Origin of the sequence: Mesorhizobium qingshengii, from assembly GCF_900103325.1 — a bacterium.
Lineage (GTDB): Bacteria > Pseudomonadota > Alphaproteobacteria > Rhizobiales > Rhizobiaceae > Mesorhizobium > Mesorhizobium qingshengii.
Genome location: NZ_FMXM01000015.1, coordinates 82,968 through 108,941 on the forward strand (window position 1 = coordinate 82,968; position 25,974 = coordinate 108,941).

General features: G+C 58.8%; 23 protein-coding genes. 14 read left to right on the forward strand and 9 right to left on the reverse strand.

Annotated features, from left to right (window positions below; genetic code table 11):
- The first annotated feature begins 86 nt into the window (after window positions 1-86).
- The 7 genes from BLS48_RS22540 to BLS48_RS22570 all read left to right on the forward strand — a co-directional run bounded on the left by BLS48_RS22540 (window position 87) and on the right by BLS48_RS22570 (window position 7,297).
- A complete protein-coding gene (locus tag BLS48_RS22540) occupies window positions 87-1,313 on the forward strand; it encodes an ABC transporter substrate-binding protein (protein ID WP_091582315.1) in 1,227 nt (408 codons plus the stop codon).
- Between the two features lie 123 nt (window positions 1,314-1,436).
- Window positions 1,437-2,258, forward strand: coding sequence for an ABC transporter ATP-binding protein (locus BLS48_RS22545; protein ID WP_091582318.1), 822 nt, complete (start codon window positions 1,437-1,439; stop codon window positions 2,256-2,258).
- Entirely contained in the window at window positions 2,255-2,965 is a 711-nt protein-coding gene (locus tag BLS48_RS22550; protein WP_091582321.1) for an ABC transporter ATP-binding protein, read from the forward strand. The genes BLS48_RS22545 and BLS48_RS22550 overlap by 4 nt, the downstream gene beginning before the upstream one ends.
- Before the next feature lie 3 nt (window positions 2,966-2,968).
- Window positions 2,969-3,868, forward strand: coding sequence for a branched-chain amino acid ABC transporter permease (locus tag BLS48_RS22555; RefSeq protein WP_091582324.1), 900 nt, complete (start codon window positions 2,969-2,971; stop codon window positions 3,866-3,868).
- A 1-nt stretch (window position 3,869) separates the two neighbouring features.
- On the forward strand, window positions 3,870-4,868 hold the full coding sequence (locus BLS48_RS22560) for a branched-chain amino acid ABC transporter permease (RefSeq protein WP_091582327.1): 999 nt from the start codon (window positions 3,870-3,872) through the stop codon (window positions 4,866-4,868).
- A gap of 123 nt (window positions 4,869-4,991) precedes the next feature.
- Window positions 4,992-5,966, forward strand: coding sequence for a quinone oxidoreductase family protein (locus BLS48_RS22565; protein WP_091582330.1), 975 nt, complete (start codon window positions 4,992-4,994; stop codon window positions 5,964-5,966).
- Window positions 5,967-6,190: 224 nt separating this feature from the next.
- Window positions 6,191-7,297: a branched-chain amino acid ABC transporter substrate-binding protein gene (locus tag BLS48_RS22570; RefSeq protein ID WP_091582333.1), complete on the forward strand. Its 1,107-nt coding sequence runs from the start codon at window positions 6,191-6,193 to the stop codon at window positions 7,295-7,297.
- A 183-nt stretch (window positions 7,298-7,480) separates the two neighbouring features.
- Here BLS48_RS22570 and BLS48_RS22575 read toward each other — a convergent pair whose 3' ends face one another.
- Window positions 7,481-8,092, reverse strand: a complete 612-nt coding sequence (locus BLS48_RS22575; protein WP_091582336.1) for a 2-hydroxychromene-2-carboxylate isomerase — start codon at window positions 8,090-8,092, stop codon at window positions 7,481-7,483.
- Window positions 8,093-8,490: 398 nt separating this feature from the next.
- Between BLS48_RS22575 and BLS48_RS22580 the strand changes: the two genes are divergently transcribed.
- The 3 genes from BLS48_RS22580 to BLS48_RS22590 all read left to right on the forward strand — a co-directional run bounded on the left by BLS48_RS22580 (window position 8,491) and on the right by BLS48_RS22590 (window position 12,040).
- Window positions 8,491-9,393, forward strand: coding sequence for a branched-chain amino acid ABC transporter permease (locus tag BLS48_RS22580; RefSeq protein WP_091582338.1), 903 nt, complete (start codon window positions 8,491-8,493; stop codon window positions 9,391-9,393).
- Window positions 9,394-9,527: 134 nt separating this feature from the next.
- Window positions 9,528-10,643, forward strand: a complete 1,116-nt coding sequence (locus BLS48_RS22585) for a branched-chain amino acid ABC transporter substrate-binding protein (RefSeq protein WP_091582341.1) — start codon at window positions 9,528-9,530, stop codon at window positions 10,641-10,643.
- Between the two features lie 233 nt (window positions 10,644-10,876).
- The gene (locus BLS48_RS22590) at window positions 10,877-12,040 is read left to right on the forward strand and encodes an MFS transporter (RefSeq protein WP_091582344.1); all 1,164 of its coding nucleotides are present in this window, start codon (window positions 10,877-10,879) and stop codon (window positions 12,038-12,040) included.
- Here the strand turns inward: BLS48_RS22590 and BLS48_RS36800 are convergent.
- Window positions 12,012-12,275, reverse strand: a complete 264-nt coding sequence (locus BLS48_RS36800) for a DUF1127 domain-containing protein (RefSeq protein WP_143019468.1) — start codon at window positions 12,273-12,275, stop codon at window positions 12,012-12,014. The genes BLS48_RS22590 and BLS48_RS36800 overlap by 29 nt on opposite strands.
- Before the next feature lie 271 nt (window positions 12,276-12,546).
- On the opposite strand from BLS48_RS36800, the gene BLS48_RS22595 reads away from it, so the two are divergent.
- Window positions 12,547-13,512 (forward strand): LysR substrate-binding domain-containing protein, encoded by a 966-nt coding sequence (locus BLS48_RS22595; protein ID WP_208604657.1) that lies wholly within the window; start codon window positions 12,547-12,549, stop codon window positions 13,510-13,512.
- A gap of 31 nt (window positions 13,513-13,543) precedes the next feature.
- Here the strand turns inward: BLS48_RS22595 and BLS48_RS22600 are convergent, their stop codons facing one another.
- Both BLS48_RS22600 and BLS48_RS22605 read right to left on the reverse strand, forming a co-directional pair.
- A complete protein-coding gene (locus BLS48_RS22600; protein WP_208604658.1) occupies window positions 13,544-15,016 on the reverse strand; it encodes an aminotransferase-like domain-containing protein in 1,473 nt (490 codons plus the stop codon).
- A gap of 9 nt (window positions 15,017-15,025) precedes the next feature.
- The gene (locus BLS48_RS22605; RefSeq protein ID WP_091582352.1) at window positions 15,026-15,547 is read right to left on the reverse strand and encodes a GNAT family N-acetyltransferase; all 522 of its coding nucleotides are present in this window, start codon (window positions 15,545-15,547) and stop codon (window positions 15,026-15,028) included.
- Window positions 15,548-15,770: 223 nt separating this feature from the next.
- Between BLS48_RS22605 and BLS48_RS22610 the strand changes: the two genes are divergently transcribed.
- The 3 genes from BLS48_RS22610 (at window position 15,771) to BLS48_RS22620 (ending at window position 18,373) form a co-directional block, all read left to right on the forward strand.
- On the forward strand, window positions 15,771-16,667 hold the full coding sequence (locus BLS48_RS22610; protein ID WP_208604659.1) for an NAD(P)-dependent oxidoreductase: 897 nt from the start codon (window positions 15,771-15,773) through the stop codon (window positions 16,665-16,667).
- A 422-nt stretch (window positions 16,668-17,089) separates the two neighbouring features.
- The gene (locus BLS48_RS22615) at window positions 17,090-17,371 is read left to right on the forward strand and encodes a DUF3303 domain-containing protein (protein WP_244529779.1); all 282 of its coding nucleotides are present in this window, start codon (window positions 17,090-17,092) and stop codon (window positions 17,369-17,371) included.
- A gap of 108 nt (window positions 17,372-17,479) precedes the next feature.
- Window positions 17,480-18,373: an EamA family transporter gene (locus BLS48_RS22620; protein ID WP_091582356.1), complete on the forward strand. Its 894-nt coding sequence runs from the start codon at window positions 17,480-17,482 to the stop codon at window positions 18,371-18,373.
- Between the two features lie 843 nt (window positions 18,374-19,216).
- Here BLS48_RS22620 and BLS48_RS22625 read toward each other — a convergent pair.
- The 5 genes from BLS48_RS22625 to BLS48_RS22645 are packed head-to-tail and all read right to left on the reverse strand — an operon-like array spanning window position 19,217 to window position 25,972.
- Window positions 19,217-20,959 carry a thiamine pyrophosphate-binding protein gene (locus tag BLS48_RS22625; protein ID WP_091582360.1) on the reverse strand — a complete coding sequence of 581 codons (1,743 nt, stop codon included), beginning with the start codon at window positions 20,957-20,959 and terminating at the stop codon, window positions 19,217-19,219.
- A gap of 39 nt (window positions 20,960-20,998) precedes the next feature.
- Complete coding sequence (locus BLS48_RS22630; protein WP_091582363.1) at window positions 20,999-22,708, reverse strand: GMC family oxidoreductase; 1,710 nt, start codon at window positions 22,706-22,708, stop codon at window positions 20,999-21,001.
- A gap of 4 nt (window positions 22,709-22,712) precedes the next feature.
- Window positions 22,713-23,426, reverse strand: a complete 714-nt coding sequence (locus tag BLS48_RS22635; RefSeq protein WP_091582365.1) for an ABC transporter ATP-binding protein — start codon at window positions 23,424-23,426, stop codon at window positions 22,713-22,715.
- A gap of 12 nt (window positions 23,427-23,438) precedes the next feature.
- Window positions 23,439-24,245, reverse strand: a complete 807-nt coding sequence (locus tag BLS48_RS22640) for an ABC transporter ATP-binding protein (RefSeq protein WP_091582527.1) — start codon at window positions 24,243-24,245, stop codon at window positions 23,439-23,441.
- Complete coding sequence (locus BLS48_RS22645; RefSeq protein ID WP_091582368.1) at window positions 24,242-25,972, reverse strand: branched-chain amino acid ABC transporter permease; 1,731 nt, start codon at window positions 25,970-25,972, stop codon at window positions 24,242-24,244. The genes BLS48_RS22640 and BLS48_RS22645 overlap by 4 nt, the downstream gene beginning before the upstream one ends.
- Between the last annotated feature and the right edge of the window lie 2 nt (window positions 25,973-25,974).

Here is a 25,974-nt window from a genome sequence, read left to right on the forward strand (position 1 = left end):
GCCGAGTTCGGATACTGGACCCGGCGCTGATTAATGCCGGCGGCCTTCGGGAAGGCGCTGGCAAAATTGAAACAAGGGGGAGAGCAATGCAAAAATCATATCCTAAACTCGTTACATCGACTGCTTTGTGTCTTTGGTTGGTGGTCTCACAGAGCAGCGCTGCGCGGGCAGACATTCGAATTGGATCGTTGTCTGCCTTGACCGGACCGGCTGCGGACTTGGTCAAACAAGTCTTTGCCGCTGAACAGGCCGCTATCGATGAAATCAACAGCGCCGGCGGTATTTTGGGTCAACAGGCAACGCTGATCTCTGCCGATACGGCATGCAATGCCCAAGTTGGAGTGGACGCTGCAAACAAGCTCGTCAACGTCGAGCAAGTGGCCGCGATCGTTGGCGGAACTTGCTCGGGCGAAACGATACCAGCTGCCAGCAACGTGGCGGGACCCGCCGGCGTTCTGATGGTGTCGCCTGTATCAACGTCTCCCGAGATCACCAAACTCGATGACAAAGGTGTTCTGTTCCGGGTCGTCCCATCGGATAACTTCCAGGGCATATACATGGCTCGGATGCTGCTATCCAAGGGGATCACCAAAGTCGCGCTTACCTATGTGAATAACGACTATGGCGTCGGTTTGGCGGAAGCCTTTCGGACTGCATACCTCGCAGGCGGTGGAACGATCGCCGGCGACAGTGTCCACGAAGACAAGAAGGAGTCCTACCGGGCCGAACTAGCAACCCTGGCAGGCGGCGGAGCGCAGACCCTTGTTCTGTTCGCGATTGGCGACTCGAGCGGTCTCACAATCATGCGTCAGTCGCTTGAATCCGGCCTGTTCGAAAAGTTTGCCGTAGCCGACGGCATGAAGGTATCCGCCCTGCTAGACGGCATCGGTGCCGAAAATCTGGAAGGGCGTATCATCGGCAGTGTGCCGACAGCGGCGGTCGGTCCTCAGAGCGACCGTTTCAAGGAACTCTACGGCCATACCGACAAATTCACTTTCGGGTACACTTTCACCGCGCAAGGCTATGACGCCGCGATGATCACTGCCCTGGCCATCGAGAAGGCCGGATCCACCGATCGGCGGGCAATTTTGAATGCCGTTCGCGACGTTGCGAATGCTCCAGGCGAAGTGGTTGGTCCCGGCGACTGGGCTAAGGCCGTTCAACTGATCAAGGCAGGCAAGGATATCAACTATAGCGGCGCGGCCGGTGACCACGAGTTCGACGAGAACGGAGATATCGAAGGCGTGTTTGCGGAGTGGACCGTTAAGAGCGGAGAGGTCGTCGTCAGCCCTGCCGTGGCGTTGGGAAGATAGGCGCCGATAGCACCCTGTAAAAACCTGCCGGCCGGCTTTTTCGGAACCCAGGCTCCGCATGGTCTAGACGAGGCCGTCGTCAGAGGCGGCCGGCCTGGCGGACAATATCTCCAAGGAATGACCATGAAAGATATAGTCGTGCCTCAATCGAAGGCAGCGCCGCCTGGCACGGGGCTTTCGATAAAAGGCATAAGCAAATCGTTTGGTGGCCTACGAGCCGTAGACAATTGCAGCTTTGATGTGAAAAGAGGCTCAATTACCGGGCTCATAGGGCCGAACGGCGCAGGCAAAACGACTCTTTTTTCGATTATAACAGGCTTTCTTTCCCCGGATTGCGGAAGAATAACCCTCGACGACGTGGATGTTACACGTCTTGCCCCGCACGACCTGTTTCATCGAGGGTTGGTCCGCACATTTCAAATACCGCACGAATTCAGCAAACTCTCAGTGTTGGAAAACCTGATGGTGGTGCCGGCTAACCAGCCAGGCGAAAACCCCATCACGGCCTGGTTGCGGCCCGGTCTTGTGCGTGAGCGCGAAGAGCAAGTGTTTCAAGAGGCCAGGAACACGCTTGCCTTTCTCGGATTGGAAAAAGTGTGCGACCTGCCCGCCGGCAATCTCTCAGGCGGACAGCGTAAACTGGTCGAGCTGGGCCGGGCCATGATGTCAGGAGCCGGGACGGTCCTTCTTGATGAACCGGGGGCAGGCGTCAATCCAACGCTGCTCGCGCAACTTAGCCAAATGATCATGCGGCTGAACAGCGAGCGCGGCACGACCTTCTGCATCATCGAACACAACATGGATATGATCACCAGTCTTTGCGACACCGTTGTCGTCATGTCGTCGGGTTCTGTGCTGACCCAAGGTCACATGTCCCAGATCAAGAAGGACGACAGGGTGCTTGCGGCCTATCTGGGATCCTCTGCCGTGAGGGCCTTGCAATGAGCCTGTTGTCCCTCGAAGGCATCGTGGCAGGCTATGGTCCGGACGTTCCGATCCTCCACGGGGTCAACCTTCACCTCGATGCGGGCGAAATCGTCGCCATCGTGGGGCCCAATGGCGCCGGCAAGTCCACCGCGATGAAGGCGGCCTTCGGACTGTTGAACATCCACGAGGGTAGGATCAGGATGGGCGACGAAGACGTTACCGGCAAAAGCCCGGAGTCTATCGTCAGGAAAGGCGTCTCGTTCGTTCCCCAAACCGAGAATATATTTCCTTCCCTAACGGTTCAGGAAAATCTGGAACTGGGCGGATACTTCAGCCCTCGCTCGCATGTCAGGGCCGGACTCGAGCGTATTTACACACTGTTCCCGCCACTGCGTGACAAAAGATACCAGAAGTCTGGGTGCTTGTCCGGCGGGCAGCGCCAAATGGTGGCTATGGGGCGCGCACTCATGCCCGATCCCACACTAATGCTTCTTGACGAGCCCACTGCCGGGCTGAGTCCCAAATACGCGGAGGAAATCTTCAGCCTTGTCCTTGGTATCAATGCCAACGGGACCTCGGTGCTGATGGTGGAGCAGAATGCGAGGCAGGCATTGATGATCTCTAATCGCGGCTATGTGCTCGTCGATGGCAGAAACCGGCATGAAGGCCCCGGAAACGATCTCGTACGCGACCGGGAAGTCGCGGAAATGTTTTTGGGGGGCTAGCCGATGGATCAGTTGCTCGTTTTCATTAATGCATATCTCGTTCCAGGCATCGTTTCTGGTTCGATTTACGCCCTCGGCGCAATCGGACTGACACTGCTCTTCGGCGTGCTGCGCTTCACGCATTTCGCCCACGGCGACGTCATGACCGCAGGGGCCTATTTTGCGCTCACCGCTATTGGTTTGTTTGGCCTGCATCCGGTTTTGGCCTTGCCAATCGCCATGGTCTGCACATCGGCCTTGTGCCTCTGCATCAATCATTTTTTCTATAGGCCGCTCATGAGAAGGCCGTCGCTGGTGTTGACCATCAGCTCGTTTGGTATCGCGCTGATGATAAGGGCCTCGATCCAGCTGCTCTACGGGGTCGAGTCGCACTACTATGTCCGTGGCATCCAACGTTCGACCGACTTCCTTGGCACGTTTCGAATTGTCGATAGGCATATCTGGATCGTCTGCTGTGCGATCGTCCTGATGGTCGCCCTGCACCTGCTTTTGACTTACACCCGTCTGGGCAAGGCGATGCGGGCAGTGAGTGACTCCCCGGAACTGGCGCGCCTGACCGGTATCTCCACTTTGGCAATCGTCAAAGCGACTTGGGTTATTGGCGGATCACTTGCCGCGGTCGCCGGCGTCTTTCTGGGCTGGGACGGGTTTATTCAGGCCAACATGGGCTGGGATCTGCTTCTGCCGATGTCGGCGGCTGCCATCCTCGGAGGTCTCGGGCGCCCATACGGGGCAATGGTTGGTGGCCTGGTCATCGGCCTCGCGGAAGAGCTGAGCAGCTACCCATGGTTTGGCGGCGATGCCCTTTTGTCGCCCGGGTACAAGACCGGTGTGGCGTTCACGATCATGGTTGCAATGCTCATTTGGCGTCCGAACGGCTTGTTCGGTGGAAGGGTACAGTGACATGGAAATTTTTGTCGGCTACGGCAACTACACCATAGCGCTCGCGACCATGATCGGGATCTATTCGATCATGGCGCTGGGGCTCAACATCCAGTGGGGCCTTACCGGGCTGTTCAATTTGGGCATTGCGGGCTTCTTCGCTGTCGGCGCCTATGCAAGCGCGATTTTGACGACGTCCGAAACCCCGAAGCACATTGGCGGATTCGATCTTCCCGTCGTGCTGGCCTGGCCGCTTGCGATGATCGCGGCTGCCTTCATCGCCTGGGCGGTGGCTCGTATATGCATTCGCTTGCGTGCGGACTACCTGGCGATCGCAACCATTGGCATCGGCGAAATCCTCAGACTGATTTTCAAGAACGAGCAATGGGCGACAGGGGGAACACGCGGCATATCCAACATATCCCGGCCGTTCGAGCAATTGCCGGGAATCTGGGCGCCGCTCGCGTTTCTGGGTGTAGTCCTAATCTTGGCGATGGTCGCATACTGGCTCGCCGAAAGGGGGAGGACATCGCCCTGGGGGCGCGTAGTTCAGGCCATTCGCGACAACGAACCGGCTGCCCGCGCAGCGGGAAAGAATGTAGAAACCTTCCGAATCCAAGGGTTTGTCATTGGGTCGGCCTTCATGGGGCTGGCCGGGGCTCTTACGGCCCACTATTTCAAGTTTGTTGGGCCTGAGGCAACCGACCCATTGCAAGTCACATTCCTTGTCTGGGTCATGTTGATTGTCGGTGGAAACGGCAGCAACCGCGGCGCCATGCTGGGTGCCGCCGTCATATGGACGATGTGGTCGGCTTCGGAACTTTTCAGCTCCCGGCTTTCGGGTGACTGGGCTCACCGCGCACCTTTCGTCAGGCTGTTCCTAGTTGGCTTGATCTTGCAGATCATGCTGCAGTACTTCCCCGACGGGCTCATGCCGCGTCAACGGCAAATCACGGCCCGCCTTCCCAGGAAGCCCACGATAGATCAGCCGCAGTCATCACACATCCTGCCGCCTTTTTGAACTTCGCTCGGTCCAGGGATATCGCCAGGATATTCCGGGACTGCGGACATCATCGCCAGTTGCATGTCGACGGCTGGCGGCTCTCACCCCTTGCAATCAGAAGTATCCAGAACGGAGACCCAAATGCCGTACGCCATGACCGCGCCCCATCCTGGCGGCGCCGATGTTCTCACCAAGGTCGAGATCGAATTGCCGGACCTGGGAGCGGGCGAGGTTCTAATTCGTCATACTGCCGTCGGGCTCAATTTTCTTGACGCCTACTACCGTTCGGGCGCTTACGCATGGCCGGTGGAAAAGGACCTGGTCGTCGGAAGCGAAGCCGCCGGCGTTATCGAAAAACTAGGCCCGGGTGTAACGGGTTGGGCTGTTGGCGATCGCGTAGCCTACACCGTGCCCACCGGTGCCTATGCGTCCCATCGCAGTATTTCCCAGGACGCGTTGGTGAAAGTTCCGAATGGTGTCAGCGACGAGGATGCGGCCAGTTCGCTGCTGAAGGGCCTTACGGCCTACTACCTCCTCCACGAAAGCTTCAAGGTTAAACGGGGAGACAGAATTCTGTTTCATGCCGCCGCCGGCGGCGTGGGCTCTATTGCCGGCCAATGGTTATCTCATCTTGGCGCAACCGCAATTGGAACGGCGGGCGGTGCTGCCAAATGCGACGCCGCGCGCCGCTCGGGATTCCAATATGTGATCGACTATAGGTCCGAGGATTTCGTCGAACGGGTCAAGCTGACCACAGACGGGCTTGGCGTCGATGCAGTGTTCGACTCAGTCGGAGCTGACACCTATCCGGGATCACTCAAGTGCCTCAAGCCTTTTGGCACGCTGATCTGCTTTGGGCAGTCATCCGGTCCCATCAAGAATTTTGCGGTCTCGGACCTTGCATCAGGCTCGTTTACCGTTACCCGCCCCGTTCTGTTTCACTACACGCGCAACCGCGCATGGCTGGAAAAGGCGGCGGCAGCGCTCTTCGGGATGATCTTGAGCGAAAAGATCGAGCGGTTCGCGGGCGAAACGTTTCCCCTCGACCGTGTCGGCGAGGCCCATCGGAAACTCGAGAGACGAGAGACGACCGGTAGTGTCGTCCTGATTCCCTGATATCAGTTCCCCTCGTCCGGTCTGGCTCATGTTGGTGAGCCCGACTGGGCATTTCGCGCGGCTGTCGCTTTGAGTGTCGGCCCTGAGCGGCGCTCATGCGCCGTTGAACAATTCTCCTTTGCCCGGTCATTCCCGCGTCGCCATTGTCCGCCGGCAGAACGGTGCCGCCCTGTTTGCGATCTACCTCTGCTTCACGTCGGCACCACAAAGGGGAAATGAGAACAATGCTTTTTGGAAAATCACTAAGCCTCGCGCTGGCAGCTTCACTGACTGTTGCGACGGCAGCGAAAGCCGACGTGACAATTGCTCTGGTCGCACCCTTGACCGGCCCCATCGCTGCCTATGGCGACCTAGTCAAGAACGGTGCGCAGGCCGCCGTCGAGAACATTAACAAGTCAGGCGGGATAGGTGGTGAAAAGGTCGTCCTCAAACTCGCTGATGATGCTGGCGATCCAAAACAGGGCGTCTCGGTTGCCAACCAGCTTGTCGGGGAGGGAATCCATTTTGTCGTCGGCCCCGTGACCTCCGGTGTGGCAATTCCGGCGTCCGACGTCTTTGCCGAGAACAACATCCTCATGGTGACCGCTACAGCCACAGCCCCAGATCTGACGGGGCGCGGTCTATCGAACGTCTTTCGCACCTGCGGCCGCGATGATCAGCAGGCCGATGTAGCGGCGAACTATGTCCTTCAGCACCTGAAGGACAAGCGTGTCGCGGTTATCCATGACAACGGGGTCTATGGCAAAGGACTTGCCGATGCATTCAAAAAAGTGATCAACGGCGGAGGCATCAACGAAGTCGTCTATGCTTCTGTGACACCTGGCGAGAAAGATCTGTCGGCCCTGGTTGCCCGGCTCAAGTCGGAGAAGGCGGAAGTGATCTACTTCGGCGGATTCCATCCGGAGGGAGGACTTCTCGCCCGGCAGCTTGGCGACATTCAGGTCAAGGCCCAGATCATTGGTGGTGAGGGCCTCTCCAACACGGAATACTGGGCGATCGCCAATGACGGCGCCGCCGGCACGATCTTCACCAACGCCAGCGATGCAACCAAGGATCCGGCTTCCGCCGACGCGGTGAAAACACTGAAGGAGAAAACTATTCCGCCGGAGGCATTCACCCTCAACGCATACGCTGCCGTGGAGGTGCTGAAGGCCGGCATCGAAAGGGCCGGCACGTCAACCGACACGGCCGCCATCGCGATGGCGCTGAAGGACGGAAAGCCGATCAAGACCGCCATAGGCCAGCTGACCTATAGCCAAAACGGCGACCTTAGCTCGCCACGGTTCAGCCTGTTCACGTGGAAAGACGGCAAGATCGTGGACATGAAATGACAGGCCGTCAAATGCCGCAGAAAAAGGCCGGCCCAAGCCGGCCTTTTTCTATTGTGCCCCAGGGCTCCCTTAAGGTTGCTCGTTTCGCGGTCGTGGTTCCTGGATCGTAAGACGGCGAACCCTTGCGTCCAACTAACGCCGCCGGAAGCTTGCCAGGCATCCTGTCACAGAAAGGCAGGAAATCTACCAGCCGCCGCTGTCGAGCCACCGGTCGACCATCGCCAAACGATCCGATCCCCAGAACGCCTCTCCCTCGACAACGAAGAACGGAGATCCGAAAATGCCCCGCTCGATGGCTTCATCGTTTCTGGCCCGAAGCGCATCCTTCCAACGTTGATCGGACGCAACATCGACAAGCATGCGCTCGTCAAGTCCGAGCTCCGCGCCCAGGCGCGCAGCGACTGAGGCATCGGCTATGTCGGCTCCCCGTTGGTACATCGCGGTAAGCAGATGACGAGCCAAGGCGCCGGCCATTTCCGGTCGCATGCTTTCCATGGCGTAAGTCATCCGCGCGGGGGCAAGCGAGATGATCGGAAACACCGAGGGCAATGAAAAGGACACTCGATGCAGTCTTGCGAGTCGCTCCCAGTCATGAATCGCGTAAGCGCCGCGCATCGGCTGGCTCGGCAACGGCTCCATTCTGGTTACCCGGAACACGGCACCAAGCAGGAAGGGCCGCCAGACTATCGATTTTGAATGGCGCCTCGCCAAGGCGTCGATATCAAGTGCGGCGAAGTAGGCATACGGGGAGCTGAATTCGAACCAGAATTCGATCGGTCCGGGCACAGTCTTCATCAATCCGTCCTGCTGACACACGACTTGCCAAACGCTTCGCAACGCAAGATCGGCGCCAGAAAAAGTGGAACGGTCAACAGGTAACCGAGCGCGCGACAGGAATGGGAACCCCTTCGCGGTTTCCGTTTGTTGACCGTTCCATCAGGCCGTCCGCAAGCTCATCCACAAGCTGCAGGCGACCCGAAGTCGTGTGGGTAGGCCATCTTGGTAGCGAGCGCATTGGGTGCAGGGCAAGCGAGCTATGTTCAGCCGGGCATTAGCAGCGCTCATGCGCGAGACGTGTCATCCCTAGGTGTGAGATTTCCTCACTTGCGCGCGAGAACAACTCGCTTGAGGTGCCCTACCCGCACGCATTCTGTTGCGCACAGAAAGCAGTCTCCAATTCCCAAGAGGCCTAAATGGAATATTTCGCCCAACAGGTTTTCAACGGGCTGACGTTGGGCGCGATCTACGCGCTCATCGCCCTGGGCTACACGATGGTCTACGGCATTATCGGAATGATCAATTTCGCCCACGGCGATATCTTCATGCTCGGGGCTTTTGTCGCGTTGATCGTGTTCCTCATCCTCGTAACCCTGTTTTATTCGGTCCCGGCGGCATTGGCCTTGCTGGTCATGGTCGTGGTCGCAATGCTTCTGACAAGCCTTTGGAGCTGGCTCATCGAACGCATAGCGTATCGCCCCTTGCGAGGATCATTTCGTTTAGCCCCGCTGATCACGGCAATCGGAGTATCCATCACCCTGTCGAACTTCGTGCAGGTGGTGCAAGGTCCGCGCAACAAACCGATACCGCCCATGATTTCGCAAACCTATGAGGTCCTCGGTGTTGTCATCGCGCTGAAGCAGATCGTCATCATCTGCGTCACAGCGGTGTTGCTGTCCATCTTTTGGTACCTCGTCAACAGGACCCCTTTGGGGCGGGCACAGCGAGCCTGCGAGCAAGATCCGAAGATGGCAGCAATGCTCGGCATCGATGTCAACCGCACCATATCGCTAACCTTCATAATGGGCGCGGCCCTGGCTGCCGTGGCAGGCACACTGTTCATTATGTACTATGGGGTAATCTCGTTCTCGAGTGGGTTCATACCCGGCGTCAAGGCTTTCACCGCCGCAGTTCTCGGCGGTATCGGTTCGATCCAGGGCGCCGTGCTTGGAGGGTTGACGATCGGCCTCATCGAAGCACTTTGGTCGGCGTATTTCTCGGTCGACTACAAGGACGTCGCGGCCTTTTCAATCCTCGTTGTGGTTCTGATCTTCCTGCCATCCGGCCTTTTGGGCAAGTCCGAGGTTGAGAAAGTCTGACCGCTCGGCCTGCCCCCCTAGTAGGGAATAGAAGCCGTTTTCCGACCCTATCAGTCCGTCGAATTCCCGTGGCGAGGGGTGAGCGCTGCGGGAAAGGCCAGCATTCTCACCGTCCCGTGAAGTGGAGCACAGCTATGAGAAGACGACTTATCCCAACTCTTGCCGTGGCAGCACTTGCCGCATTGGGAGCAAGCGCGCACGCCGAAATTCTCCTTGGGGTGGGCGCCCCCATAACAGGACCAAACGCCGCCTTCGGCGCCCAGATACTGCGCGGTGCCCAGCAGGCCGCCGACGACATCAATGCAGCAGGCGGCGTGAATGGGGAACAACTCAAGATCGTTGTCGGAGACGACGTGTCCGACCCCAAACAAGGTATATCGGTGGCCAATAAGTTCGTTGCCGACGGTGTTCAATTCGTGGTGGGTCACTACAATTCAGGCGTCTCGATTCCCGTTTCGGAAGTTCTGGCCGAGAATGGCGTGCTCGAGATAACGCCCGCTTCGACCAATCCTCGCTATACCGAACGTGGCCTTTGGAACACGTTTCGCATGTGTGGACGCGACGACCAGCAAGGCATCGTCGCGGGCGCATACCTCACGAAGAACTTCAAGGATGCCAAGATCGCCATCGTCCATGACAAGACGCCATATGGCCAAGGCGTCGCTGACGAAACTAAGAAAGCCCTGAACGGAGCCGGCGTTCACGAGGTGATGTACGAAGGCATCAATCCCGGAGACGTCGATTTCTCGGTACTGATCGCGAAGATGAAGGACGCCGGCATTTCGGTTGTCTATTATGGTGGGCTCCACACAGAGGCCGGCCTCATCCTTCGCCAACTGATTGACCAAGGCCTGAAGGCAACGGTGATGTCCGATGATGGGACTGTGTCCACGGAAATCTCGTCGATTGCCGGCGACGCTATAGACGGCTTCACCTTTACCTTCCCGCCGGATCCCCGCAATCGTCCGGCCGCGAAGGAGGTCGTCGAGACATTCCGCAAAGCCGGATTCGAGCCTGAGGCCTATACGCTGTATGCTTACGCCTCGGTTCAGGTAATTGCTGAGGCCGCCAAGGCCGCCAAAAGCTTGGATCCGGCGACAGTAGCAAAAGAGATCAAGAGCCACGGCGTGTTCCACACTGTTCTGGGAGAGCGGACTTTCAACGAAAAGGGCGACACCACGAATCCCGACTATGTCGTTTATCGTTGGAAAAAGGGAGCCGACGGAAAATACAACTACAGCCAGCTGTGAGAGTCTCTCGGCCGTGACTTGCGGACTGATCGCATGATGAACGATGCTCCGGGCAGGTGAACGGTTCTCGCATGCCTGATGCGCGTTGGCTGGTCTAAGGTTGGCCAGCCAACGACCCGGGAGTGCTTCTGTTGACTGGATTCTTCGCGCGTTCGGGCCAGACAAGATCAACGAACCCAGCGCCTTCCCCCGTGCTAACAGTGGTCGTGGCTGGCGCCGTTCTGTCACTTTGTATGGGCCTACGCCAAAGCTTGGGCCTTTTTCTTCAGCCAATGCGCGCGGACCTTGGCGTGTCCGCAAGTGCTTTCGGCTTCGCCCTGGCGTTGCAAAATCTGACATGGGGATTGGCGCAGCCGGTGATAGGGATGTTTGGAGACCGATACGGTCCGCGCCCCGTGCTGGTTGTTTGTGCCTCCCTTTACGCTTCCGGTCTGCTGTTGATGGCGTGGGGCGGCCCTGCGATCGGCCTTAACATTGGCGCTGGCGTACTTGCCGGGATAGGGATTGCTGGATGTGGTTTCGGGGTGGTCCTCGGCGCTGTCTCGCGAAGTGTTCCACCGGAAAAGCGGGTGCAAGCGGTAGGCGTCGTTTCAGCGGTCGGCTCCGTGGCAACACTTGTGATAGCCCCTTTGGGCCAGGCAATCATAGACACCGACGGTTGGCAGACAGCGGCTTTGTCATTCGCCGTGGTTGCAGCCACAATTGGCGTGATCGCCCTGTTTATTGGCGGCAAGCCAGCACCGGCCAAAGATCACAAAGCAGTGGCATTGAACGCCAGGGAGGCGGTCGGCAGGGCTATCCTTCACCCCGGTTTCATGGCCATGACCGTGGCCTTTTTTGCATGCGGATTCCAGCTTCAGTTTATCACCGTTCATTTGCCGACCTATCTGGGAATTTGCGGCGTATCGACCGAGCTTGGTGCTATCGCGCTTGGCGTCATCGGAATCGCCAACGCAGTCGGATCCTATGTCACGGGCCGGCTCGGTACCCGGTATCGGCCAAAACAGCTCCTGGCACTCATCTACTTGCTGCGTACGGTTGCCATCATTGCGTTCATATGGTTCCCGGTAACTGCATTTTCGACCTTGGCGTTTGCAGCCGTAATGGGATTTCTCTGGCTGGGAGTTGTTCCCCTTGTATCGGGACTGGTGGCGAAGATGTTTGGCCTCCAGCATTTCAACACTCTTTTCGGCATAGTGTTTCTAAGCCATCAAATCGGTGGCTTTGCAGGTGCCTGGTTAGGTGGGGTAACTTACGACCTTACTGCATCATATATGACTGCTTGGGTATCGATGGCGGTCGTCGGCTTGTGTGCCTTTCTATTGCAGTGGTCGATGGACGATCGCGACCATGTCTCATCTGGCGCGGTCAGGGATAGTCTGCAGGGCACGATCTGAGGCATTCCGGTCCCCGCTCCTTCAGCCTGGAAAGCGCCTGCGATGGATCCACGTACAAGGGTAATCTCAGCGCCTGGCGCACGTCGTGCCTAGAAATCCCAAGATCCCAGAGTTCGTGATCATCCATTTCAAGCAGCCTTCTCACCACCAATCGATTTAGCGAAGCTCGGAACAGAACACGCAATTGCCTGGCCAACTTCGAGCTAGCACCGAGGCGCGATTGGGCTGAATTCATCCTCACAGAGCACTCCCGGGCACCAGTTCTAGGTTGCCAAACAAGCGCCAGGCGGGTGGTGGCGGCAAACGATTGTTACTTGTCCGAGTGTGAGAACCGCTCAACGCTCTCGCAGCCATCAGGCCTGCATGCGCCCAAATTGTATCTGGTACAATATCATCATTGACTTATAGACATTGGCTGGACGAGTAATTGATGGTCTTGTCGTCGGCGCTGCGCATCCGTTTCGGATTCTGGGAAAGGTAACGTCATGGGCTTTCGGCTTCCACCTATGAATACGTTGCGCCTTTTCGAGGCCGCGGCCAGGCTTGGAAGCTTCAAGCAGGCGGCCGAGGAAGTACACGTTACCCCTAGCGCCGTCAGTCACGGCCTGCGTACGCTTGAGCATTGGTTGGGAGCCGAGCTCTTTCAGAGAGATGCGCGCGGTTTGACGCTGACACAGGCCGGCGAGGCATATGCGGCGGAAGTACATCATGCCTTGACGATCTTAGCGAGCGCCACGGAAGTCTTTCCCGGACGCCGGAAGGCAACCGGAACACTGTCCGTCAGCGTGGCTCCGACTTTCGCCACCCGTTGGCTGCTGCCCAGACTGCCAAAATTCGCGGAACGTTACCCTGACATAAGTATCACGATCGATACTGCTCGCAGGCATGTCGATTTTCTTACCGAGGGTTTTGACCTCGCCATACGGATGGCGACCTCCTCGCGCCCGACGGAGTCATGGGCTGAATTGGTCGCCGAATCGTTCGTACCGGTATGTTCGCCGGACCTTCTCCGAAAGCATGGCCTTCGCGACGAAATCCGGTTCACCGGGCAAGTCCCGTTGATCCACGTCACAGCGGCATCGGAAGATTGGGCAGCATGGTTTCAGGCCAAGGGCCTAGCGGCGATCTCGGGATGCCGGAGCATCAACGTCGATACGATCCAGCTCGCGGCCGAAGCCGCGATCCAGGGCCTTGGCATTGCGATTGGCCGCAAGCCGGTGATGGATGACTACATCGCCGCCGGCGATCTCGTTGAGATCGCCGGACCGCCGGTTCCGGTGGCGACACGATACTGGCTCGTGGGCACTCACAAATCGTTCGATCGCCCGGAGATAAAGTCCTTCAGAAACTGGATCCTGCAGGAACTCAAGCCCCAGGCGCCGAACCCCGCATCGTCTGGATCGTATATCGGCCGGATGGCGGTGAACGGCCCGTCGGTTTCGTCCAGGTTGATCGTGCACGGTCAGGCGTAGCAGGTCGTTGCCAACGTCGACGAGTTGTCTGTCAAACAATGGCGCTCGAGCGCCCAAACACCTCTTCACCGAGCGACTGAGACACGATCCGCAAAGCGTGTCCAAGCACAGCCCTGTCGGCGACGCTGCCCAGGCAAAGCCGCAACCCAGTTACGCCTTCGCTCACCAAAGGCGCGTCGGGAGGCGTCACTTGCACGCCAGCCCGAAGAGCACGACCGGATGCGCGTTCGGCCGCCAGGGAATCGAGGGGTAGCCAGATGTGCAAAGTCTGTGGCGCGCCGGGCCGGGAGACAGTTTCGCCCATGACCTCCAGGGCAATCGCGGTGCGAAGCCGCATTTCCGCGAGAATGCTATCGATGATGGCATCGGCTACACCATCCTCGACCCACTGGGCGAATACAAGCGCATTTTGCGATGGTGGAGCGTAACCGGTTGCGACCACGCGAGTCAGTATTCGTTCACGCCACGAGACGTCGGGCGGCATGACGAAGGCCAGGCGAAGGCCTGGAGAAATGCATTTCGAAAGCGATGCGATGTAGAATGTTCTCTCTGGCGCAAGGTCGGCCAGCGCGGGTGGCATATGCGCGGGACCGGCGATGGCTCGATATGCGTCGTCCTCTATTATCAACAGGTTATGCCGTCGGGCGACTTCGACGATTTCCAGGCGTCGTCCGGCGGACATCGTGATTGCGGTTGGATTCTGCAGAGTTGGTATGGTGTATAGGACTTTGCTGCCCGTCGAAGCGGCGGCCTTCTCGAGCGACTCGGGAACCAGGCCTTCGGTGTCGAGGGCGACGCCTTCCAGCTTGAGGTTTTCGGTCTTGGCGATCAGCTTCAAACCGTGGAAAGTGGCCGCCTCGCACAATACGGTGTCGCCCGATCGGCACATTGTCCCCAAGAGCAGCGAAAGCGCATGTTGTCCCCCATTCGTCTGAACCAATTTACTTGATGAAGCAGCATCCAGTTCGAGCCGACGGTGAAACCATCGGGTGGCGGCTTTGCGTGCGCTGTCGAGACCTTCCGCAGCGGTATAGCGGCTCGTCGCCGCAAAGTCCTGATGGCGCCAAAGCCGCGCCATTGCATCCGCCAAATGCCGCGGCGTCGACCCTACCGGAGGAAAATTGTGAGCCAAGTCGATAGATTCGGCATTGGCGGAAATCAGCCTTTCTGTAGCGGCTGGCGAAATGAAAGATCCTCGCCCCACCTGCGAAGACAGGAGACCGCGCCGCTCCGCTTCGCCGTAAGCCTTTGTTACGGTGCCGATGCTGACGGAGAGCGTCTGCGCGAGGTCACGATGCGGAGGCAGGCGCGTTCCAGGACCCAGCCGGTTGCCGTGGATATCCCGCTCAATCGCGTCGGCGATGCGTTCGTAGAGGGGTGCCGATCCCTCCTCGATAATTGGCTTCCATGACTCCATCCGACCACCCAAGACGCGCGATTTGCCCGACCCAATATACGCGGGTTCATGGCAGTTCCGAATCTCTCCGTCCATTGCCAAGAGCAAGGCTACCAATCAAGCCGCGGTATCGATAGGCCAGTTCAGTTCAACCAGCGCCTGATCCCCTCCCACACATATGAACCCTGCCGCCAAAGCCAGACGAAGCATCGCCTTGTTGTCTGTCATGACATGACCGGTCAGCCACTTGAGCCCGCTGGTTCGTGACCAGTTCATGACGTGTGAAAGCAGCAAGGCCCCAATACCTTGGTGCTTGAGGTCCGACCGGACGATCAAGGCAACCTCGGCCGTGTCGGCGTCCAGGTATTCGACATTGATGATTCCCAGGATATCGCCTGCTTCACTCGAAGCCGCAAAGGCCAGGCTTTGGCAAAATCCTTCACGACGGGGAAGCAGGCAGCCGCCGGAAGTCCTCGGCCCTCCAAATCTCCATCTTACGTCGTACCAGTGCAGTTGACCGAAAAATGCGTCGCAAGCGCTCTCCTCCGAACCGCGCAATTGGCGAACGACGATGTGTCCCCCGCAGCGACTGGCAGGCGAAACAGGAAACCGGCTTTGGATTTCGGATTGTGCAGCCATGCGAAAAGGATCCACAAATCTAGGATGCCGTTTGAAGAAAGCAGTCCCCAACTGCGCTATTCCGCCCGATTGCTTTGTCACGACAAGTGAAAGCTGCTCATGCCGATCGAAGGATTGTCAGTTGGCGTCCTCCCAGGCCGCTGTCACTTTGTGTCCGGTTCTCGTGGCCAAGTTTTCGCATAACCGTTCCCACCAATTTGGTATTCCACAAGGAGGTCGATTGATGGTCGAGACCTTGCGCGTAGGCTTCATCGGTCTGGGCTCTATGGGTACGGCAATGGCGATGAATCTGGCCAAGACAAGACCTTTGACCGTCTGGAATCGATCGGTCGAAAAAACCGTGCCGCTGAAGCAGGCCGGCGCTCGTGTCGCCGACAGTCTGGACGAATTGTTCGCCTCGGCGGACATCGTGATTCTGATGCTGGCGGATGACCAGGCAATCGATTTGGTGCTTGATCGATCTGGCCCACGGTTCATGACACGGATCCAGAACCACGTGATTGTCCATATGGGGACAACGTCTCCGCATTATTCGCTTCAGTTGGAGAGGGAGATCAGTGCGGCGGGCGGCTCGTACGTGGAAGCCCCGGTGTCGGGCTCGCGCAAACCGGCCGAGGCGGGCCAATTGATTGCAATGCTCGCCGGTGAACCCTCGGCCATTGCAGCTCTCGAGCCGTGCCTGGAATCGATGTGCAAAACGTCCATCGTCTGCGGCGACGTGCCGAAGGCGCTGCTCATGAAGCTTGCGGTGAACACCTTCTTGCTGGCGACAGTGACCGGCCTGGCGGAGGCAATACACTTCGCCAAACAGAGCGAGTTGGACCTGGATCAACTCGTGGAGGTGCTCGCGGCCGGGCAGATCGCGAGCGATATTTCCCGTCTCAAAGCGCCAAAGCTGGTGGCGCGCGATTTTTCCGCACATGCAGCGATTACCGACGTGCTGAAGAACGGCAGACTCATTTCCGAGGCCGCAAGGCAGAATGGGATTGCATCGCCGCTGCTCGACATTTGCCGTGACCTCTACGAGGAGACTTCGGCCCTCGGTCATGGCAAGCTGGACATGATCGCGGTCGTCCAAGCCATCGAGGCGCGCACCGCCGCCAAACACCGTCCGACGTAACCGCGAACGGGCCAGGAAGTCCCGGCCGGCGCCAAATGTTCGGTTTGGCGCCATGCCTCCAGGCACTCTCACGGCGCTACCGCGCGCGCCTTGGAAAGATCGGCAACAAAGCGATATCCGAAGCATCATGCTGAACAATCAGCGTCGCATAGAGCAGTTTGGCGGAGGGGCGCTCCTTTCGCGAAATCCTGCGGCAAGAGCGCCTGCAGGCGGGACGCAGCGCACTTCCACTCATTTCACCAATACCCAATGCGACGGATAATTGGCCAAATCCTGCTATTTTTGGTTCACTTCGGCTATGGCTTTCTCGAAGAGCACCAAGAAACCTCCACCCTTTGGGTGAACAGATTTCACTTGCTCACATTCTGACATTCCGGTCGGGTTACGACGATCGATCCGCCTTACAGGGGCCGCCAGCTATGATGTTCATGGTCATCGAAGATTTCTGCAATGGCGACGCGGTGTCCGTCTACCGGCGATTTCGCGACAAGGGCAGGCAATGCCCCGATGGGTTGGTTTTCATCGACAGTTGGGTAAGTGCTGATCTCACGCAGTGCTTCCAGTTGATGGAATGCGACGACGTCAGCCTGTTCCAGCGGTGGGTGGCGGCCTGGGCGGATCTGGTCCATTTCAAGGTGATCCCGGTCAACCGTGGGAAGGATGTTGCCAAAGCGCTGCTCGAGTCTGGCGACGAACGAGCTTAGCGGGAGCGGCACAAACGGCGCGGCCGCAGCCGGCCGGCCCTTCGACGTCCTTGCCACCTTCTGCTCCACTACGAGTAAATTTCCTTCTCAAGAGATCGAGATTCGCCAATGACGCCCCGTCACAAATTGTTGGGCATCTTGATCGCCGCCGTCTGGGGTTTCAATTTCGTCGTCATTCGGTTGGGGCTCGAGAGCTTCCCGCCACTCCTGCTCGCGGCGCTTCGGTTCAGCGTCGCGGCAACGGCGATCTTCATCGTACCGAAGCCGCCGCTGTCCTGGCGATGGTTTATCCTCGTCGGCATGGTCTGGTTCACCGGGCAGTTCGCCTTTCTCTTCGTCGGCATGCGGGTCGGAATGCCTGCGGGGCTGGCCTCGGTGCTCATGCAGACGCAGGTTGTCCTGACCGTGCTGTTGGCCGCCGGACTGCTTGGCGAACGCATCGTTCCATGGCAGATCGTCGGCATCGCCGTTGCCATTGGCGGGCTTGGCATCATCGGCTCCACAGTGACGGACGCAACCCACGACATCACCATCACCGGCCTGGCCTGCGTCGCCGCGCGCGCGACGAGCTGGGCGTTAGGCAACATCCTCGTGCGCCGTTCCGGCAAGGTCGACATGCTGGCCTTCGTGACGTGGCTCTGCCTCGTTCCACCTCTGCCATTGCTGGCCCTGTCCGCTTTCTACGAAGGTCACGACGTGATCCAGGCTTCGCTGCGACACCCTGCCTGGCAAGGCGTCGGCGCAGTCTTCTTTCTAGGCTTCGTCGCCACGACCGCCGGCTTTGCCGGCTGGGGTCATCTGATCAAGCAGTACGGCGCGGCAGCCACCGCGCCCTTCGCATTGCTCGTGCCAGTCTTCGGTGCATTTTCCGCCTGGTTCTTCCTGGGCGAAACCTTCAACGTCGTTCGCCTGGCTGGCATGGCCTTGATCGTGGCCGGAGTTGCCGTCGTTCTTCTGGCATCCAGGCGTCGGTCGATGTCGTTGGCGAGCCAGACCAATTGAACGCTCCCGATAAAACCCCTGGCTCTCTCGACAGCAGGCAGCGGCCGGCAGCAATGCGACGAGCAGCGCAACCATGAACTCCAACCAGCTTGTCCAGTCGCAAACGGAATGCCTGAACATTCCTCCCTCGCGCTGAGAAACACTCGTTTGCCGGCGAGATCCAACACCGCCATCGTCTCGGTGCGCAACGGCGACGTTGCACTACTCGCGATTCGGCTCAGCAGAAAATCTTCATAGCCGCAGACACGTCAACTAATCGTCCCATGCAGCGACAGAGGATTTTTCCTATGATCAACTTAAAGAAAGTGCAAGACAACCGTTTTGCCCCGTCGCAGTCGTCCGTTTGCTAGATGCGCTGGCTTCTCTCAACTGCTGCCCTGGGGAATTTGCTGCTGAAAAACGCCATCCGACGAAAGGCACATACAGAACTGAACAAGCTCAGCGATTTTACGCTGCAGAGACTGGGAATTGATCGACGAGAAATCCTGTCTGTGGCCGAGGGATATTCACGCAGCGTTTGTTTTCAAGGCTCGCGAACTCCTGCGGCATGCCAGCGGACATCGCAAGCCTCGCCGGAAGCCAAATAACGGGGCCGTAGACGCCTGCAGTGCGCCAAAACCGATGTGGGACCAGTATCAATGACCGAGGGCAGCCTGTGTTTTCTCTGTTGCGTTCCGACGGTTTCTGGCCTGATGAGGCAGCCGGCCACAACGATTTGGAAGTGGACCGAATTCAGGCGTGGGCCGGCCAGGCCGGACGTTTAGAGCCGAGCCGGCTGCGACGCTGACCGCCAATCTCTGGCCCGAAACGCGGACCTTGCTCCGGTGCTAGGAGTTGGCTTGGCTAGAACGTCGCCTGCACGCCTATGATCCCCGGATCCACACCGAATTTCTTCAGCCACGAATGCACTGGCGGCAGGCGATCGGCTATGGATTCCACGGCGACGTCGATGAAACACGGCTCCTGCAACGCGAACGACTGCTTCAATGCACCATCAAGCTGTTCGATCGTGTCGACACGGAAATTTCGAATTCCGTAGACCGCGGCAAGCTTGCTCATGTCATGGCGGCCGAACTCGACCCCAAACGTCCCGTCATTGCCCTCGCCCTTGTGCATTACGCGCTGCAACGCTTTTATCCACCCGAAACATCCATTGTTGAAATGGATCAGAACGGCGGGAACTTCGAGGCGCGCCAGAGTCTCCAATTCACCTGCCGACATGCCGAGCGATCCGTCGCCGAACAGCGCCACCGGCCGGAATTCGGGTGCCGCGAAATAGGCGCCGACCACAGCGGGAATGGCGTATCCAAGCCCGCCAAAAAATCGCGGTATCACCAGCTTCGATCCCGGATGTGTCAGCTTCAGAAAACGTGTCGCATAGGGCGTTGACGTTCCGGCGTCCGACATGACATGGCATTTGGCGGGAAGATGCTGGTTGAGCGCTTCAATAACGCGTTCGGGCCGTATAGGAACCTCTCTGCTGCGCAATTCGCTCTGCACTGTCCTCCAGAATTCGATCCGGCGGCTGTTGATCCCCACGACCCAATCTCTCGCAGGCAGACTTTCGCCTTTCGTCTTGGCGAAGAACCTGTCTATCGTCGCCCGTGCATCGCCCATCAGCGGAAAATCGACATCGCGTGTGTTAGCTATGATGTCGGGATCGAGATCAATTTGGATGATTTTGGCGCCATTGTCGGACGGGGGCCACTTCCAGTTCATGGTCGCGACCGATCCCATCCGGCAACCGACATATATCACTAGGTCAGCCTCCCCTAACGCCCACACCGCATGCGGATGGAAGCCGTTGTCACCGATAATGCCGATCGCCAACCTGTGATCATCGCTTATCACCCCCTGGCCCGTGATCGTTGTGGCAATAGGGATGTTCAGATGTTCGGCTAGCCTGACAAGGCTTTCTCCAGCGGCCGACCGGTTCGCGCCACCCCCTGCAACGATCAACGGTCGCTTGGACGAGATCAAAGCCTCGCTGGCGCGGCCTATAATCTCTTCCTCCGGCAGGACCCGAAAGGCTGGAGCACTTCGGCACTGCGGTTCGGCACGCAACAAGTGCGGCGTAGCGTCCAGTTCCTCGTAGAGCAGGTCTTCAGGCAAGGCGAGCACCACCGCCCCGGGTCTTCCCGCTGTTGCCAAGCGAAATGCTCGCCTTATCGTTTCCGGCAGCTTTTCGACGCGGTTTAATGTTTCGGCATGCTTCGATATCGGACGGAACATCGCTTCGATCGGCAGTTCCGTCAGCGTGCCACGTCCGACCCCCAATTGTGGAATGTCGTTGACAAGTAGGATGAGCGGCACGGACGATTTGTTCGCCTCAGCTATTCCCGGCAAGCCGTACATCGCGCCCGCCCCGCTGGGCACCTCGGCGATGCCCGGCTTGCCTGAAACTCTGGCATAGCAATCCGCCATGAAGACAGCCGATCGCTCGTCACGGCACACGACGTGCACCGGCGCATCCTTCATTCGCTTGAGCGCATGGTAGAGCGCGACATTGGTATCGCCGGGGACACCGAAAATCACCTCCACCCCATACTCGCGCAACATCATCAGCAAGGCGTCTGCGCCGTTCATTCCGTCTGTCCTTCCGAAGTCCGCATTGATGCTGTCGCCTTACGAAGACGCGTTTAGTATCGAGTCGCTGATTTTTTCCGCGATCATGATTGTGGGGATGTTCGTGTTGGCGCGCGGCACGCGTGGCATAATCGATGCGTCAGCGACCCTGAGGTTCTGCACACCAACCACTTTTCCATCCGGATCGGTCACGGTATCGACATTGGATGGGTTCCCCATCCGGCATGTCCCCGCAGCGTGCCAGACCCCATGCACCTTCTGGCGCACGAATTCCTCCAGCGCATCGTCGTCATGCTTGATCTGGTCGACGGTGGCGCCTTCCGTGATGACGTGCTTGATAAGCGCTCTTCGCAGTGCACCTGGACCATCGAGAAGTTGGGCGAGGATCCCTGTTAGAACCAGATTCTTGGTCGATACCTTGCCAAGATCACGAATCCTTTCGCTATAACTGGATGGGAAGTAGTCCGTTACCTGACCCCGCAAGGTCGGGTCGTCGAACAGCGCAATCATCTTACGCATGGCCGCCGTTAGTCGGAGCAAATCCCTCCGGTCACGCAGAAGGTTGAATTCCACCTGCGGCTCAGCGTGTGGTGAAGCGGACTGCAATGAAACCCTGCCCGTGGAAAACGGGTGATTGACCCAGGTGGTGAGGGAGCCGAGTTGTTTGCCGACAGGATGCCAGCCCGACTTGCTGAGCGCGACCATGTACATGTCTTGCGGTTCGCACTCCGGCAAATTCGAGGAATAGCGGAGGCCAACATGCGTATGCCGCCGCAACTGGTCGCCCAGTCGGGAATCCTTTCGCAAGAAAGCAGAGAGCGAGATCGTCGGGTGGTCCTGGAGGTTGTGGCCAACCCCCTGTCGATCCGCGACAACATCGATCCCCAACTGGCGCAGGTCTCCCGCGGGCCCTATTCCCGACCTCAGCAACATCGCCGGGCTGTGGATCGCGCCGGCCGCCAGGATCACCTCCGCCCCGTTCACCGTCTCTACACCTGAGGCATGCTCGATGCTGACGCCGACAACCTTCGCGCCTTCTAACACCAGCCCCGCGACAAGGCAGTCGGCGCGAATGTGGAGGTTGGCGCGCCGCCGAACCGCGTTGTCCAGGTATCCGATGGCGGTGGAAACGCGCCGGTCATAAAGGTTGGAAATCGCGATCGGGAAATAACCATCGCCGAAATTGGCATTCTGGTCTTCGATATCTCTGTACCCGGACCCGGCAAGAGCTGTCGCTACCGCTCGCGAGAACAGTGGCCATTCCGCTGGCATGATCCGGCGTATCGGAATTGGTCCCTGTTTTCCATGGAGGGGACCGTCGAAGTCCACATCCCTCTCGAGCCTGAGGAAATATTTCAAAACGTCGGACCAACGCCAACCACTGGCTCCGAGATCGTGCCATTCGTCGTAATCATAGGGAGTGCCGCGGTTGGCCTGCATGTCATTCAGGCTCGATCCACCACCCATTAACCGCGCCTGCTCGTAGCGGCGCAGTGGCGGCTTGGCTGACGAATTGTGGGGAACGGGCTGCAGGTAGACCCTGAGGTCAGCCCAAAGATTTCTTTCGTTGAAGTAGGCTATGCGGGGATAGCTGTCCAGGATCGCCGGCTCGACCCGGTCGGGCGGAGTGTCCCGACCGGCTTCGATCAGCAGCACGCGGTTTGCGGACTTGGCGGAAAGCCTGTTCGCCAGCACGCAGCCAGCGGATCCACCGCCCACGACGATGTGGCTATACTGTTGCCCGGCCATCGTTTCACCCTTCGCCGAGATAGGCAGAGATGACCTGTTCGTGCCGAAGAAGCTCAGCTCCTGAGCCGGTCAGGGAGATGGCGCCGCTGGCCAGCACATAGGCCTGATCGGCAATTTCCAACGCCGCGAAGGCGTTCTGCTCCACGAGCAAGATCGTGACGCCTTGCCTGTTGATCTCCTTGATAATTTCAAAAACTTGCTCGACCAGCATCGGCGCCAGCCCCATGCTCGGCTCATCCAGGAGGATCAAGGCGGGTCTTGCCACGAGCGCGCGAGCCATTGCCAGCATTTGCTGTTCCCCGCCGGAAAGCGTTCCGGCGGTCTGTCTCAAGCGCTCGCGCAGCCGTGGAAACAGTTCGAGCACTCTTTCCCTGTCCTGCTGTATTTCATGCCAATCGTTGCGGACGAAGGAGCCGAGGGAGATGTTCTCCGAAACCGTAAGCTTGCCGAAGATGCGGCGGCCTTCAGGAACTTGGCTTATGCCCAGTCGGACGATGCCGTGTGACGCCAATCCTGAGATCAACTGTCCTTTGAAACGAATGGCGCCCCGACTGATGGGCAAGACACCTGAGATGGCATTGAGCGTTGTCGATTTTCCCGCGCCATTGGCGCCGATCAGAGTAACGATTTGTCCAGCCTCTACGCAAAGCGAAACGCCCTGTATCGCGCGCACATTTCCGTATAAGACATCCACGTCGACAACTTCCAACAACGACATTTGTCCGCCTCACTACATTTTTGTTTTTGCGGAATGCACTTCAGGCGTCCCTCGACGGTGACCTAGATAGGCCGCGATCACGTCGGGGTCGCGCTGCACCTCACCAGGAGTACCTTCCGCGATCACCGTGCCGTGGTGCATGACCGTGACCTGGTCGGACAGAGTCATGACCAGCCGTATCTGATGTTCGATCATTACGATCGTCATCGACAGGTCTTCGCGGAGCTTGCCTATGAAGCGGATCATCTCGTTTACTTCGGAGGGGTTCATCCCCGCCGTTGGCTCATCGAGCATCAACAGGCTTGGATTGGAGGCGAGCGCTCGGGCAATCTCAAGGCGGCGTTGTTGGCCATAGGCCAATGCTGTCGCAGGAAGGTCCTCGACGCTCTTGAGCCCAACATAGTCCAGCCACCTTCTGGCCTCGGCTTTGGCCGCCTCTTCCTCCCGCTTGGCGCCAGGAAGGCACAGCACCGATGACCACCAAGGTATCGTCAGGTGCCTGTGCCGGCCGACAAGAACGTTATCCAGCACTGTCATGCTGCCAAACAGCCTGATGTTCTGGTACGTCCTTGCAATGCCTACGGCCGCCACCTGATCAGGCCGGGCGCCATCGATCCGCTGCCCGGCGAAGCTGACGGTGCCGGTGCTCGGGGGCACGTATTGGACGATGCAGTTGAAGGCCGTGGTCTTGCCGGCGCCATTTGGCCCTATCAGGCTGTGGATGGCGCCGGGCAGCACATTGAGATTCAGATCCGCGACCGCGCGCAGACCGCCGTAACTTTTGCTGAGGTTGCTGACTTGCAGAAGGGCCGATGTCATCGCAATCCTCCCGGCATCGCCCCAGATGGCCGGCTTGTCGACCACAACCCCCTGGGTCGCATGATCATGATGGCGATGAGGGCCGCGCCGTAGAAAAGAAACCGGTATTCGCCGAACTCACGCAGCAGTTCAGGCAGGCCGACAAGAAGAATGGCACCTACAATGACGCCTTCAATGCTCCCGATTCCGCCGATGACGATCAATGCAAGCACGTTGATTGAAAGCAGCAGGTTAAAGCTGTTCGGATAAACAGAAGTCAGCATGGTCGCGAAGATCGCTCCGGCGAGCCCCGCAAAGGCGGCTCCAAGGCCATAGGCGAGCAATTTTGCCTTGACGAGGTTGACGCCGAGGGCCTGCGCCACCTCTTCGTCGTCTCTCAGCGCCATCCAGGCGCGGCCGAGACGGGACGCCTGTAGTCGCCACGCCACGAACGCAGCGAACATCGAACAAACGAGCGTCAAGTAGAACAGGCTGACCGGACTGCTGAGCTCGACCGAGCCCACGAATGGCCTCGGCACCTGCAAGATGCCTTGGGCTCCGTTTAGTATGGGCGCGGCGAAATCCGACAGGACGATGACCCTTACGATTTCCCCGAGGCCGAGAGTGGCCACCGCGAGATAGTCGCCCCTGACCCCAAGAACGGGAAGGCCGAAAAGAACGCCGACGATCACAGACAAGGCGACCGCAATGGGTACAGCCAGCCAAAAACTCAGGGCGGGAATCGAGGTATAGGCCGACAGGGCAACCGAGCTGTCCGCCGTGAGCAACGCGGTTGCATAGGCCCCGACCGCAAAAAAGGCGACGAAACCCAGATCGAGCAGACCGGCAAGGCCGACCTCGATGTTCAATCCCATGCCCATCAACGTGTAGAGCGCCACCATCAGCAGGACTTGGCCGATGTACGGTCCAGCGAGCGCTGGCAGCACGGAAAGTCCGAGGAGAAGAAGCGCTAGTTGAAAGGCCGATCGATTGTCGCTCAGCAAGGCATGCAGCGTCGGCTGACGCGCGCCGAACTCACGCTTGGCTATTGGCCAGAGTGAGCCAACGACAGCCGCGACCGCGCCGACCAGCAGGGCCCCCTGCCATTTTAGCCCTGCCCAGCTGAACAGCAGATCTCCGATGGCCTTCGTAAAGGAGAAGCGTTGCAGCACGGTCTGCAGGAGTTGCTGCAAGGTGCCTGCCACAATGACCGCTGTCGCAGCGGTCAGAGTGGCCCTGCGCTGCTCTCCCCCCAGCCGGCTCCACAGGGAACCGGCCACTCCGAGAGCGCCGCCGGCGACGACAAGCGTCACCATGGCGGGACCGGATTCAAGCCCGAAAGACAGCATTCGCCGAAGTTCGGGCGAAAGGGAGACCAGCACGGTCCGCAAGAAGGCGATCTGAAAAAGCGCCAGACCACAAGCAAGCGCCGCGCCGTACACCGATCCGGCCACTGCACCACGAGCCAAGTCCGGCAGGATGGCGCGGGTAGCGGTGGCGGTGCGGGACTTTGCGCCCGCGGCCAATCCAAGCAGCAACAGAACACACTGGCCAAGGGTAAGCACGTCAACAATGATCACCCGCCCATGCATCAGCACAAGAATGCCGACGAAAGCCGCGTATAAGCCCGCAAGGCCGCAGGCGAGGCCAGCAAGCATGGGCCGCGCCATGGCCTGAAGGATTACAGGGATCGTATTGTTTCGCTCCGCTAGTTGGCGCGGTTCGGGCATTTCCCACATGTGCAGCATGG